The 13,845-nt window shown below is 74.3% G+C and carries 8 protein-coding genes; 4 read left to right on the forward strand and 4 right to left on the reverse strand.

Annotated features, from left to right (window positions below; genetic code table 11):
* Positions 1 to 58: 58 nt before the first annotated feature.
* Positions 59 to 2,332 (forward strand): malto-oligosyltrehalose synthase, encoded by a 2,274-nt coding sequence (treY, locus tag AVW11_RS27565; RefSeq protein ID WP_076046348.1) that lies wholly within the window; start codon positions 59 to 61, stop codon positions 2,330 to 2,332.
* A gap of 234 nt (positions 2,333 to 2,566) precedes the next feature.
* Positions 2,567 to 4,882 carry an SF1B family DNA helicase RecD2 gene (recD2, locus tag AVW11_RS27570; protein ID WP_206281929.1) on the forward strand — a complete coding sequence of 772 codons (2,316 nt, stop codon included), beginning with the start codon at positions 2,567 to 2,569 and terminating at the stop codon, positions 4,880 to 4,882.
* A gap of 50 nt (positions 4,883 to 4,932) precedes the next feature.
* On the opposite strand, the gene AVW11_RS27575 is transcribed toward recD2, so the two are convergent.
* Positions 4,933 to 8,046 carry a DEAD/DEAH box helicase gene (locus AVW11_RS27575; RefSeq protein ID WP_240528279.1) on the reverse strand — a complete coding sequence of 1,038 codons (3,114 nt, stop codon included), beginning with the start codon at positions 8,044 to 8,046 and terminating at the stop codon, positions 4,933 to 4,935.
* 223 nt (positions 8,047 to 8,269) lie between these two features.
* Between AVW11_RS27575 and AVW11_RS27580 the strand changes: the two genes are divergently transcribed.
* A complete protein-coding gene (locus AVW11_RS27580; RefSeq protein ID WP_076046350.1) occupies positions 8,270 to 9,658 on the forward strand; it encodes a M14 family zinc carboxypeptidase in 1,389 nt (462 codons plus the stop codon).
* On the opposite strand, the gene AVW11_RS27585 is transcribed toward AVW11_RS27580, so the two are convergent.
* Together AVW11_RS27585 and AVW11_RS27590 are read right to left on the reverse strand one after the other, a co-directional pair.
* Complete coding sequence (locus tag AVW11_RS27585; protein ID WP_076046355.1) at positions 9,613 to 10,098, reverse strand: GNAT family N-acetyltransferase; 486 nt, start codon at positions 10,096 to 10,098, stop codon at positions 9,613 to 9,615. The genes AVW11_RS27580 and AVW11_RS27585 overlap by 46 nt on opposite strands.
* 229 nt (positions 10,099 to 10,327) lie before the next feature.
* A complete protein-coding gene (locus tag AVW11_RS27590; RefSeq protein ID WP_030847798.1) occupies positions 10,328 to 10,891 on the reverse strand; it encodes a DUF1707 and FHA domain-containing protein in 564 nt (187 codons plus the stop codon).
* A gap of 110 nt (positions 10,892 to 11,001) precedes the next feature.
* Here AVW11_RS27590 and treZ point away from each other — a divergent pair, with 110 nt between their 5' ends.
* On the forward strand, positions 11,002 to 12,747 hold the full coding sequence (gene treZ, locus AVW11_RS27595; RefSeq protein ID WP_076046351.1) for a malto-oligosyltrehalose trehalohydrolase: 1,746 nt from the start codon (positions 11,002 to 11,004) through the stop codon (positions 12,745 to 12,747).
* 15 nt (positions 12,748 to 12,762) lie between these two features.
* Here the strand turns inward: treZ and AVW11_RS27600 are convergent.
* Positions 12,763 to 13,845, reverse strand: a 1,083-nt coding sequence (locus tag AVW11_RS27600) for an aminopeptidase P family protein (protein WP_076046356.1), incomplete at its 5' end; no start/stop codon positions are given.

Raw genomic sequence — 13,845 nt, forward strand, 5'->3', positions numbered from 1 at the left:
TCACTCGGATGCATTGGGTCATGGCACGGAATCCGGCAGGCTGGGTACGTACGTTCTCATGAGCCAGCCGCACCCGACCCCCGCATCGGAATCTGATGTTCCGAAACCCGTCGCCCCGGCGTCGACCTACCGTCTGCAACTGTGCCCGGAATTCACCTTCGCGGCGGCCGAGGCGGCCGTGCCGTACCTCGCCTCGCTCGGCGTGTCGCACCTGCACCTCTCCCCCGTCCTGGAGGCGGTGCCCGGATCGGCCCACGGGTACGACGTCACCGACCACTCGCGCGTGCGGGACGAGCTGGGCGGTGAGCCGGGCCTGCGGGCCCTGGCCGGCACCGCCCGGCAGCACGGGCTCGGCCTGGTCCTCGACATCGTGCCCAACCACATGGCGGTCCCGACGCCGCTGCGGCTGAACCGGCCGCTGTGGGAGGTGCTGCGGGACGGGCCCGACTCGCCGTACGCCCGCTGGTTCGACATCGACTGGGAGGCCGGCGGCGGGCAGGTGGTGCTGCCCCTGCTCGCCGGACCGGTGGACTCCTGCGACCTGCGGGTCGAGGGCGCGGTGCTGCGCCACGGGGAGCAGGAGTTCCCGCTGCGGGAGGGGACCGAGGGCCTGGCGCTGCCGGAGCTGCTGGCCGCGCAGTGGTACCGGCCCGCCTGGTGGCGGGAGACCGCCACCGCGCTCAACTACCGCCGCTTCTTCACCATTTCGGAGCTGATCGGGGTCCGGGTGGAGGACCCGGACGTGTTCACGGCCACGCATGCGAAGGTGCTGGAGCTGGTCCGCGACGGGGTCGCCCAGGGGCTGCGGATCGACCACGTGGACGGCCTGGCCCACCCGCAGGAGTACCTGGGCCGGCTGCGGGCCGCCGCCGGCGACGACTGCTGGGTGGTGGTCGAGAAGATCCTGGCCCGCCACGAGCGGCTGCCGGCCGGCTGGCCGGTGGCGGGGACCACCGGGTACGACGCGCTGCACCGGGTCGACGGGGTGTTCACCGATCCGGAGGGCGCCGCGGAACTGGCGGCCCGGTACGGGCAGTCCACCGGCCTGCCGCCATGGCCGCAGACCGCCCGGACCTGTGCACGGGAGGTGCTGACCGGCGACCTGGCCGCCGAGCTGGGGGCGCTGGAGCGCCGTGCCGGCGGCGAACTGGCCGAAGCCGTGCGCGAACTGCTGATCGCCTTTCCCGTCTACCGGCCGTATCCCGACGAGCCCGAACTGCCGCCGCAGGCGCTGGAGCGGGCGGCCGAGCTGGCCGGTCCGGCCGCGGTGGCCGGCGTACGGGAGCTGCTGCTGCGGGATCCGGCCTTCGCCGCCCGGTTCGCCCAGACCTCGGCGGCGCTGCGCGCCAAGTCCCTGGAGGACCGGGCCTTCTACCGGTACGCGCCGCTGCTGTCGGCCACCGAGGTCGGCGGGGAGCCGGGGAGCCCGGCGGTGTCGCCCGAGGAGTTCCACGCGTACTGCGCCGCCCTGGGCCGGGACTGGCCACGGACGGGCACGGTCCTGTCCACGCACGACACCAAGCGCAGCGCGGACGTCAGGGCCCGGATCTCGGTGCTGTCGCAGGCGCCGGAGCTGATGGACCGGGACGGCCCGGCCCCCGACCCCCACCTGGCCTGGGTGGCCCGGCAGACCGCGCTGGGGCTCGGCCGGGCTCCCGAGGCGGTACCGCGGCTGGCCGGCGCCCTGCTCAAGGGGGCCCGCGAGGCCGCCCTGCGCACCAGTTGGACCGACCGGGACGAGGAGTACGAGACGGGCGTCCCCGACTACGCCCCGGCCCCGCTCGACCTCCCGGCGCAACTCGCCGAGGCGGCCCGCGCGAACCTGCTCGGCATGGCGCTGCTGCACCTCTCGATGCCGGGGGTGCCGGAGGTCTACCAGGGCGCGGAGACCGAGTACCGGGCCCTGGTCGACCCGGACAACAGGCGCCCGGCGCACTTCCCGCGCGAGGTGCTGGCACGCCTGGACGCGGGGGCCGTCCCGCACGGCCCGGCCGAGGAGAAGCTGGCCCTCACGGCGGCGCTGCTGCGGCTGCGCCGGGACCGGCCGGAGCTCTTCCGCGGCTACGCCCCCGTCGCGGCCCGGGGGCCGGCGGCGGGCCACCTGGTGGCCTTCACCCGGGCCCCGGGGCTGCTGGTGGCGGCCACCCGGCTGTCCCACCGGCTGGCGGCGTCGGGCGGCTGGCGCGACACCCGCGTGGACCTGCCGCCGGGCACCTGGACGCCCGTCCTGCCCGCGCGCACCGGGCGGAGCACCACGGCCGCGCACAGCGGCCCCACCGGGGTGACCGCCCTGCTGGACGACCATCCGGTGGGAATCTGGCTCCGCCGCTGACGGCCCGACCGCGCCCGTCCCGGCGGCGCCCGTCCCGGCGGCGTACGGGGCCGGCGCGGCCCGGGAAGCAGCACGTGCCCCTCGCCTGCGCGGCCGCTCCCTTGTTTTGTCACTCGTTCCGGTGAGCAGAATCCGTCGTGCATGCGAGAGGCATCCACTGCGAGGTCATGCTGGACTCGTCGCCCCACCAACCGGCCCGGTCCGACGTCGCACACATCCCTGGAGACGGAGCACGTGGCACATCAGGTGTCCTCGGAGACCCGAGATGTGGTCGAGGGCGTCGTCGATCACCTGCTGCACATCAGCTACGACGAGACCACGGTCCTCCGGCTGACCACGGCCGACTCCGAAGAGACCGTCACGGCACTGGGCAAGGCGCTCTTCGGTGTGCGGCCGGGGGAGAGTCTGCGCCTGCACGGTACGTGGACACAGCACCCCCGCCACGGGCGGCAGTTCAAGGTCGCGCGGTGCGGACGGACCATGCCCGCGGACGAGCGGGCGATTCGCCTCTACCTCGCCTCCGGCATGATCCGTGGCATCGGCCCGGTTCTCGCCTCCGCGATCGTGGACACCTTCCGCGAGCGGACGCTCGACATCATCGATTCCGAGCCGGTGCGACTGCTCGAGGTGCACAACATCGGCGCCGTGCGCCTGGGACGGATCACGGCCGCCTGGCAGGAACAGAAGAGCATCGCCGAGATCATGCTGTTCCTGCAGAACCTGGGGATCACGCCACGCCTCGCGGTGAAGATCCATACCGCGTACGCCGACACCGATCGCGATCCGATCCTCGTAGTACGCCGTACCCCCTACCAGCTGTGCCGGGACGTGCACGGCGTCGGGTTCCACCATGCCGACAAGATCGCGCTCGCCGTGGGCGTACCCAAACACAGCGACGAACGCCTCCGGGCCGCGCTCCTTCACGAGCTCGACAAGGCGGGCGGTGAGGGCCACTGCCACCTGCCCGTACGCGTGCTCCTCGCCCGCACCCGGCACCTGCTGTCCGACGACGACCCGGCCAGTACCGAGATCATCGACGACGCGGTCCTGCGCCATGCGTTGGAGGCGCTGCGCGGGCAGGGGGAGGTGGTCACCGAGACCGTGCCGCTCACCGTGATGGACGGCACCGGCGCAGCGGCGGACACGGAGATCGCGCAGCTGACGCGCTTCCACCGCGACGAGACCCAGCTCGCCCGGCACGTGCGCCGACTGCTCTCCTCCTCCCCCGCACTGGCCGAACTCGCCCCGTGGGAGGAATGGTTGACCGCCCTCGCGTCGACCGAGACGGCGGGCCTGACCGGCGAACAGCAGCGGGCGATCCACCACGCGCTGACCCGGCCCCTGTCCATCCTGACGGGCGGTCCGGGCTGTGGGAAGACACACACCCTGCGGACTCTCGTCGAGCTCGCCGACCAGGCCCGCGCCACCGTCGCGCTCGCCGCACCGACCGGCAAGGCCGCCAAGCGCCTGGAGGAGACCTGCGGCCGCGAGGCGATGACCGTTCACCGCCTGATCCGTCCGCCTGAGGGCGATTCCCTCTTCGACCATGCCGGTCCGCTGGAGACGGCGGACGTGGTGGTCATCGACGAGGCGTCCATGCTCGACCTCTCGCTCGCTCACAGACTCCTCGCCGCCATCCGCGACGGCTGCCATCTCCTGCTGGTCGGAGACGTCGATCAACTGCCCAGTGTCGGTCCCGGCCGCGTCCTGCGCGACCTGCTGGACGTCGATGCGATCCCCCGCACCCGGCTCACCAAGGTCTTCCGCCAGCACGACGACAGTACGGCGATCGTGACGAACGCCTACCGCATCCTGCGCGGCGAACTCCCGCACGACGACCCACGGGCATTCTGGAACCGGCCCGTTTCCGCCCCCGAGGACATCACCCGGCGCGTCGTCGAGTTGGTCTGCGACCTCATGCCCCGACACTTCGAAGCCCGCCCGGAAGACGTCCAGGTCCTCTGCCCGGGCAAGAGGAACGTCGCCGGCATGAGCGATCTCAACCTGCGACTTCAGGAACGTCTCAATCCTCCCGCTCCGGACAAGCCGCAGCACTTCCACGACGGAACGGCCTTCCGGCTCGGTGACCGCGTCCAGCAAATCCGCAACAACCCCCGTCGAGGCGGGTCGGGGGTCTTCAACGGCAGCAGCGGCACGGTCACCGCCGTCGACGTCGAGGCCCACGAGCTCAGGGTCACCTTCACGGACGGGGAGACGGCCGTGTACCCCTTCGCCGATCTCGACGAACTCGTCCACGCCTACGCGCTGACCGTCCACCGGTCCCAGGGCAGCGAGTACCCGTACGTCGTCGTCCCCGTGATCAGCGCGGCCGGAACGATGCTCCTGCAGCGGAATCTGCTCTACACCGCCGTCACCCGCGCCCGCCGCGGCGTGATGCTCATCGGACAGACCGAGGCCGTCGAACGAGCGGTCGCCAACAACCGCACCCAGCGCCGCAACACGGCTCTGCCCCACCGCATCGCACACCCGGTGTCCGCCGTAACGACTCCCCGAGGCCAGGCGCCCGCCGGGCAGCTCGCCCTGAACTGACCACGGGCTGTCCGACCCTGATCCGCCGGACAGCCCCTGGGCCTCCCGGGTCAGACGCGTAGGGCCGCGTACGCTCCGAGCCACCCTGCCGCCACCCGATCACCGCGGGTGAAGACGGCCGCGCCACAGCACCCGGCCGACGCGTCGTCCGGGTCGGCCGGTGGAAGGAGCAGCGTGGTCTCCTCACCGTCGGCGACGTGCATGGCGGTGGTCACGCCGTTCCACAGGCGGATCGCCGATCCGGGCGGGGCCCATACCCGGACCGTGTCCTCCTGGAGGGCGAGGCGCGTACCGGTGGCCCGCTCCGCGAGCAGGGCAAGGTAGCGGTCCGGGGAGAGCGCGCAGTCGCCCGGCGCAGTCGTGCCGTTCCAGTCGGGCGCGTCGATGCCGCGGGCCCGGGCCGCGTTCCACATACGCGGGACGAGGGCGGGCGCGAGCGGGGCCGTGGCCATGCGCTCGCACATCCACAGGAGGCGTCCGGCCCCTCGGTCGACCCCCAGCGTGCGCCAGCGGATGCGGAGCGAGAGGTCGGCGGCGACGACCGCCACCCAGGGGTGGACCGTGCCGAGTGGGCCCTGCGCGCCGAGCCAGGCCAGGTAGCGCTGGGCCTCCTCCAGGATGCCGGTCATGGAGTCCACGGGGATACCGAGGACATAGGCGGGGTGGCCGCGGAAGAGACGCGGACGGGTCGCCGCGAGGAACAGGACCGCGCGGGCGAGGTCCCCAGGCTGGGACCGCCGCTCGTCCTCACCCGGCTCCGGTTCCCTCGCCGGATCCAGCCTCCGGGGGTTGTCCGGCTCGTCGTCCGCGTGCTCGGCCTCACGCAGGACTCGGCGCAGGGCAGCCTTCGCCCGCTCGGTGAACGGCGCCTGTTCGAGTACGGGCAGGCGGGTGCTGAGCAGCGTCGCGAGCAACTGCTCTGCCGAGAGCGGGTCTTCGGGCACTCGGGCCCGCTGCAGTGCCGTCGCGAGATCGTCGGCGACTCGGGCATCGACCATGAAGCGACTGGTCAGCCGACCCAGCGCACTGGGCTCCAGGCGGTCCTGCCGGGCGGCGTCCCGCAGGCAGCCCACCTCGGCGAGGAACTGTGCCGCCTCGTGGAGCGGCTCCACGCTGTCGTGCCCCTGGTAGGCGGCGAACGTGCCGGCCCACCAGCTCTCCGCCTCCTCGAGGGTCGCAACACGCTCCTGCACGGCTTCGGCGAGCAGGTGGTCGGCCAGGTGCTCGTCCAGTCGCGACCGCACACTGTATCCGGCGGCCAACCGCGCCTGCCAGTGGGCTCGTTCCGCCGGGTCGGTGAGCAGGAACGCCCAGCCCTCGCGCTCTCCGGCGCCGATGCGCCCGGCGCGTCCGAACATCTGCTGGACCATCGACACCTCGATGCGGTCCAGACCGATGGTGGTGTCGCTGACGATCACCGCGCGGGCGGGGAGGTTGACGCCCGCCGCGAGCGTGGAGGTGGCGACGAGGATCTCCGCCTCGCGGGCACGGAAGGCCTGCTCGGACTCCCGTTTGTACGGCCAGTCCCGGTAGTGCAGCCGCACCCCCGCCTTGGTGCACAGGCGCTCCACGGCTTCGGCGTCGTCGGCGTCCACCCCGGCGGTGGGTACGCCCCGGTCGGCGGCCATCGCGAGCGCCGTGGTCCGGACGCGGCGCTTGCTGCCGCAGAAGACGAGGACGCTGCCACCGTCCCCGGTGACCTGACGGGCGATGCGCACGGCGGCCTCGGTGCGGACGGCTGCCCGCTTCGCCCAGTCCGTCTCGTCGACGGGGGGCAGGAGGGGCAGTTGCCAGGTGAGCCGCGTGGGCCGCCAGGTGGTGCGGACCAGGCGGGCGCCCAGCCACCGGGCGACTTCGTCCGCGTTGGCGACCGTCGCGGACAGGCCTACGATCCGGGTGGCCTCGCTGTCCTCCCGTACGCGGGCGAGCAGCGCCTCCAGTACGGCTCCGCGGGTGCGGTCGCCGAGCAGGTGGATCTCGTCGACCACCAGGCAGCCGACCTCCGCGAGCGCGTCCCGCAGCGATCCCGCGCGGCAGATCGCCTCGAACTTCTCGGTGGTGGCCACCCATACGTCGGCCGACCGGATCAGTTCCGTGTCCACCGCGGCCTCACCGGTCAGACGCACCACCCTCAGCCCACGGCTGCGCCACAGCCGGAACTCGCGGTCGAGCTCGTCGGTGAGCGAGCGCTGCGGTACCAGCCACGCCGCCTTGCGTCCGCGGGCGTGCGCCTCCAGCGCCGCGACCATCCCGATCGGGGTCTTTCCCGCGCCCGTCGGCGCGACCACGACCAGATGCCCGGTGCCCTCGAGCACCACCGGCACAGCGGCGGCCTGCACCGGGTTGAACGACGGGTGCGGCAGCAGCGGGGCCCACTCCGCCGGCACCAGCTCGCCGACGGGCACGTACGCGTCGCCGTCGCCGTCCGGCAGCTCCTCCAGCGCGTCCCACTGGGCGGCGAAAGCGTCCCTCGCCGCCACCGCCCAGGGTCCCGGGGCGGGGGAGGCTCCGTCCGGACCCACCGCGACCAGCTCCGCACGGCCGCCGGTGTCGGTGACCGTGCCGACCTGACCGGCCTCCTCCCAGTAACGGCTGCCCCGGTACGGGACGTCCCGCCCCTTCAGCCACGTCCGCAACGCCTCGTACTCCTGGCCCTCGGGGAGGATCACCCGCACGTCCTCGGCCGCCGTGAGCACGGCGTCGGCCGGGCGCCACGCAGGATCGGCGACCTTCCACCAGGACAGGGCCCTCCGCTCGGTCCCGTCAGGCACGACCAGGTCCTCCGGCCACGCGGGGCCGCCGTCCGGGCGCGCCCCCGGACCCTTGACGACCACGGTCCGGGTGAGCGCCGGCCCGGCCTGGCGGGGCACGGTGCCGGTCAGCTGGTCGTACCGCTTGACCCCGAGCTCCGCGAGGGTGAAGGCGGCGGGACAGGCAGGGCACACAAGGGCCGTGTACTGGTAGGTGCGCCCCTGGGACTCGTACGGTCTGCGCAGGGCGTGCAGTTCACCCCCGCACACGGGACAGCGGCGGTCGACGGTCTCCGCATAGGTCCATCCCGGCTCCGCGAACCGCGCCGGGGACCCTCCGCCCAGCGTGACTCCCCACCGCTGCTGTGCCAGGTCGGTGACCGAGCCCTCCACGCCGGCTTCGTCAGTGCGCATGGGGAGACTGTGGCATCCCGTGATCATCTTCCGCAGCCGGTTTGCGAGGTTTCCCCCCGCCCCGGGCCGGTGGGCGGCGCGGCGGTGGCGTGCGGGGTCACGAGAGGGTTCGGCATAGCCTTGGCCAGGGTTTTCGCCGGAGTTCCGCGGAACTGTGGGGCCCGTACAGCAGTAGGCGGCGGGCCAGGCGGGCATGGCATCCCTTGTGACTCTCCTCCGTGACATGTGCTACCCCACACCGCAGGAACTCGGGCTGGCCGCCCGCGCCCTTGCGGACGAACACCCCGGCGAGGTCCGGCTCCGCCAGGCCGGCACCTCGCGGGCCGGGCAGCCGATCTGGGTGCTGTCCGTAGCGGCGACCGCGGGGCCCGGCGGCGCGAACGGCCCGGTCGACACAGGCGGTACGGCCGACACAGCCGACACAGCCGGTACGGCCGGAACGGCCGGCACGGCGCGCGGGGACGGCCGCGACGTCCTCGTCGTCGCCGGGGCGCACGCCAACGAGCCCGTCGGCGGTGCCACGGCGCTCTCCCTCGCCCGCCGGCTCCTGCGCGACCCGGCGCCACGCGCGGGCTGCGGCTGGCACTTCCTGCTCTGCGCCGACCCGGACGGGGCGGACCTGCACCGCACGCCCCGCCCGTATTCGCTGCTGGACTACCACCGGGGGTTCTACCGGCCGCCCGGACCCGAACAGCCCGAGTGGGCGCCGTCCCTGCTGCCCGCGGACCGGCTGCCGCCGGAGACCCTGGCGCTGATCGCGCTCATCGACGAGCTGCGGCCCGTCCTCCAGGTATCCCTGCACGCCACCGATCTCGGCGGCTCCTGGGTGCAGCTCACCCGGGACATACCGGGCCTCGCCGAGCCGTTCGGCAAATCGGCCGCCGAGCTGCGCATCCCGGTGGAGAACGGGGCGTCGGACGCCGCCGGCTGGCCCTCCCCCGGGCCGGGGATCTTCGTGATCCCGCAGCCGGGGAGCGAGGCCGCCGGGGCGTTCCACCCGGAGGACACCCGGCTCAGCACCTGGTACCACGCCCACCGGTACGAGGGAACCACCGCGATCGTCGAAGTCCCCATGTGGGCCTCCGACCTGGTGGACGACCCTGCCCCGCACCCGGACCCGCGCGGCGCCCTGCGCATGCTGGCCGGGCGGCTCGCCGCGGACGCCGCGCTCGTCGGCGCGGCCCGCGAACGGGCCGGGGCCCGGGACCGGCCGGGGCCGGGACCGGGGCCGGGCGCGTACGAGGACCCGGCCGCGGCCCCGCTGCTGCGCGCGGTCGACTGGACACTCGCCCTGATCCCCCGGATCACCGCCGAGTGGACCGGAGCCGGCGCCCCCGCCGAGGCCACGGCCGCGTACATCGCCAGCATCGACGCCTTCGGGCGGCGGCTGTCGCTGCGCGCGGCGGCGATGCTGCTGCGGGTGCTGCGCGCGCAGGGGCATCCGGCGGCGCCCGGCCTGGACCGGCTGGTCACCGGGTGGTGCGAGGAGTTCGCGGCGCGGTTCGGGGCCCGCTGGATCCCGGTGGCCACCCAGGTGGAGCACCAGTCCCGGACCGTCCTGGCCGCCTACGACAAGCTCGTCGCGGCCGACCGCTCCACGGGCAGGGCGTAGCGGAGCTTGGGGTTCGAGGCGGCGCCGAGGCGGTCGTAGAAGCGGATCGCCCCCTCGTTCCAGTCCGGGGTCTGCCACTGGACCTGTTCCAGGTCCAGCTCGCGGGCCAGCTGCGCCACGCCTTCCATCAGGGCGGCGCCGAGGCCCTGGCCGCGGGCGGTGGCCGCCAGGTAGAGGCAGTCCATGTGCAGGTGGTCCCGCGCGTCCCAGAAGGCGAACTCGGCCGAGCAGGCGGCGTATCCGGCGACGGTGCCGTCGGCGTTCGCGGCGAGCAGCACCCACAGCCGGGAGTCCTCGGCGAACAGCCGCGGCCCCAGCCGCGCGGCGAGGTCCGCGGGGCGCGGGGCCGACTGCTCGTACGCGACGTGCTCGTGGATGAGTTCGACCAGCCGGGGCAGGTCCCCGACCCGGGCGCGGCGGATGACAGGCGTGTTTCCCATGACCGCCATCCTGCGCGGTCGCTCCCCCGGCCGGGCGGCCGGGGGCTGCCCGGGCTCCGCCGGGGCGCAGCGGGCGGGGCGCTCCCCGCCGCCGCCCGCGATCAGCGCCGGGACCGGGCGGGTACGCCCTCCACGCGGATCACGAACGGCGTGAGCTCCGGAACCGGCCGCCGCGTCCGCCGGGCGCAACTCGACGCCCCGGCCCCGTCGTACCGCACGGCTACGCGTCCTAACCCGCCGAGAGGCGGAAGCTCATGTTGCCGAAGCTGACCTGGTCGCCGTCGCGGACGACCGCGGATCCCGTCACCCGGCGGCCGTTGACGCTGGTCCCGTTCGTCGAGCCGAGGTCCTTGAGGACCCACACCCCGTCGCGCAGGCTCAGTTCCGCGTGCATGCGGGAGACGGTCTCGTGGCTGAGCCGCAGCCCGTTGCCGGGGTCGCGGCCGATCCGCAGGGCCGCCGCGCTCGGGTGCGGCAGCAGCAGTTTGGGCAGCCGCTCGGCGTGCCAGGCGCGCCGGACTCCGGCGGACACCGCCGAGACGCGGCCGACCCAGCCGAACAGCCGACGGGTCCACGGGCTTTCGGCGGTGTCCCGGGACTGGAGGTCGGCGGTCAGGACGGCGAGGTCCTCGGAACGGCGTGCCACCAGGGCGAGTTCCATGCGGCGCAGGAAGGTGTCGTGGGACAGCTTGCCGAGGGCCGCGCCCTCCCTGAGCTGGCCCAGCACACGATCTCGCTCGGCGTCGGACAGCCGCGGCGCGGGGAAGGCAGGAAGTTCGAAACTCGACGTCACAGGGTGATTGTCGGCCCGGCGGGGGCAGAGTGTCCAGAACTCCCCCGGCATGCCCGCGATGATGGGCACGATAAGCACGCTGGACACCGCCGGAGACGAGGGGACCGCCCGTGCAGTTCGAGGTGTGGGCACCGCTGTCGGGCCGGGTCGCCCTGCGACTCGACGACGCGACATACGACATGGCACGCGATCCGGACCGGGACGGCTGGTGGACCGCGCAGGCCCCGGCCGGGGACGGGAGCCGCTACGGCTTCCTCCTGGACGAGGAGACCACCGCGCGGCCCGACCCGCGCGGCCGGCGGCTGCCGGACGGACCCGACGGGCTGTCGGCCGTCGTCGACCTCGAGGCCCTGGCCCCGCGGCCCGCGCCGCCGCGCCTCCCGCTCCAGGACGCGGTCCTCTACGAGCTCCATGTCGGCACCTTCACCCCCGAGGGCACCTTCGACGCGGCCGCGGACCGCCTCGGCCACCTCGTCTCCCTCGGGGTCACGCACGTGGAGCTGATGCCGGTGTGCTCCTTCGCCGGCCGGCACGGCTGGGGCTACGACGGGGTCGCGCCCTGGGCGGTGCACGAGCCGTACGGCGGCCCGGCCGGCCTGGCCCGGTTCACGGCGGCCGCGCACGAGGCCGGGCTGGGGGTGGTCCTCGACGTGGTCCACAACCACCTCGGGCCCTCCGGCAACCACCTGCCCGCCTTCGGCCCGTACTTCACCGAAACCCACCACACCCCGTGGGGCTCCGCGGTGAACCTGGACGCGCCCGGCTCCGACGAGGTGCGCGCGTACCTCACCGGCAGCGCGCTGGCCTGGCTGCGCGACTACGGCGTCGACGGGCTGCGGCTGGACGCCGTGCACGCGCTGGCCGACGGGCGGGCGCTGACCTTCCTGGAGGAGCTGTCCGCGGCCGTGGAAGCGCTCGCCGCGGAGACCGGCCGGCCGCTGTTCCTGATCGCCGAGTCCGACCGGTGCGACCCGCGCACCACCACGCCGCGCGCCGCCGGGGGCCTGGGCCTGAACGCCCAGTGGAACGACGACTTCCACCACGCCCTGCACTGCGCGCTGACCGGTGAATCCCAGGCGTACTACGCCGACTTCGCCGAGGCGCCGCTGGCCGCCCTGGCCAAGACGCTGACCCGGGTCTTCTTCCACGACGGGACCTGGTCCTCCTTCCGGGGCCGCACGCACGGCCGGCCGGTGGACCACCGCCGGACCCCGGCCTACCGGTTCGTCGGCTACTCCCAGACCCACGACCAGATCGGCAACCGGGCGCTCGGCGACCGGCTGTCGGCCTCGCTCTCCCCCGGGCTGCTGGCCTGCGCGGCGACGGTGGCACTGACCGGGCCCTTCGTCCCGATGCTGTTCATGGGTGAGGAGTGGGGCGCCCGCACCCCGTGGCAGTACTTCACCGACCACCCCGACCCGGAGCTCGCCGAGGCGGTGCGCAGCGGCCGGCGCCGGGAGTTCGCGGCGCACGGCTGGAAGGCCGAGGAGATCCCCGACCCGCAGGACCCGGCGACCCGGGACCGGTCCTGCCTGGACTGGTCGGAGCCCGAACAGCCCGACCACGCCCGCCTGCTGGACTGGTACCGCACCCTGGTGGCGCTCCGCCGCACGCACCCGGACCTGCGCGACCCGGACCTGGCGGCGGTCCGGGTCGCCCACGACGAGGAGCGGCGCTGGCTGACCTTCCGGCGGGGCGACGTGCGCGTGGCCGTGAACCTCTCCGCGGAGCCGGTGACGATCGCGCTGGGGCGCAACGGGGTGCGGGTGCTGGCGTCCTGGGAGCCGCTCGAACACCCCGGGCCGGACGGGCGGATCCACCTGCCCGGAGAGTCGGCGGTGGTCCTCGGCCCCTGAGCGCGCCGGTGTCGGCTACTCGACGACGGCGAGTTCGCGCGGGGCGTTGTTCAGGCGGCGCCCGCCGTCCTCGGTGACGGTCACGATGTCCTCGATGCGGACGCCGAACCGGCCCGGCAGGTACACGCCCGGCTCGACGGAGAAGCACATGCCGGGCACCAGGGGCTGTTCCTCGCCCTCGACCATGTAGGGCGGCTCGTGGGTGGTGACGCCGATGCCGTGGCCGGTGCGGTGGATGAAGCGGTCGCCGTAGCCGAACTCGGTGATCACGGCTCGGGCCGCCCGGTCGACCTCCTGGCATGCGGCACCGGGCCGGACCGCCGCGAAGGCGGCCTGCTGCGCCTCGCGGACGATGTCGTGGACCCGGTGCTCCTCGGCGGTGGGCTCGCCGACGTGCACCGTGCGGGAGATGTCGGAGCCGTAGCCGAAGCGCAGACCGCCGAAGTCGAGGACCACCGTGTCGCCGTGGCGGATGACGCGCTCGCCGGCCTCGTGGTGCGGGTCGGCGCCGTTGGGGCCGGAGCCGACGACGGTGAAGTCGACCTGGGAGTGGCCGTGCGTGCGCAGCAGGGCGGCCAGGTCGGCGGCGACCTCGGTCTCCCTGCGGCCGGCGAAGGGGAGGTGGAGGATCTGCGCGTAGGCGGCGTCGGCGGCGGCTGCGGCCGCGGCGAGGCGCTCCAGCTCCCGCGCGTCCTTGACGGCGCGGAGCATGGGCAGGCAGTCGGTCAGCGCCTCGTAGGAGGTGTCGGGCAACTCCCGCCGGAGGCCGAGCAGATGCAGGGCCCAGGTATTGTCGCTGACCCCGAAGCGGCCGCGGAGGTCCAGCAGCGGCGCGGTCAGCGCGTACGGGTTCGTGCCGTCGGCCCAGTCGCGCAGGGTCAGGGCGGCGGCTCCGGGGGCCTTGGCCGCGTCGGGTGCCTCCAGGGCGGGTACGACGAGCACCGGGTCCCGCCCGGCGGCGAGGACGAGGAGGGTCAGCCGCTCGGTCTCGGCGGTGGGGCGGTATCCGGTGAGGTGGGTGAGGTCGGGTCCGGGGGCGATCAGCAGCCCGGCGAGCCCCGCCTCGGCCGCGCTCCGGGCGGCCGAGGCCATGCGGGC

It is taken from the genome of Streptomyces amritsarensis (assembly GCF_001953875.1).
GTDB lineage: Bacteria > Actinomycetota > Actinomycetes > Streptomycetales > Streptomycetaceae > Streptomyces > Streptomyces amritsarensis.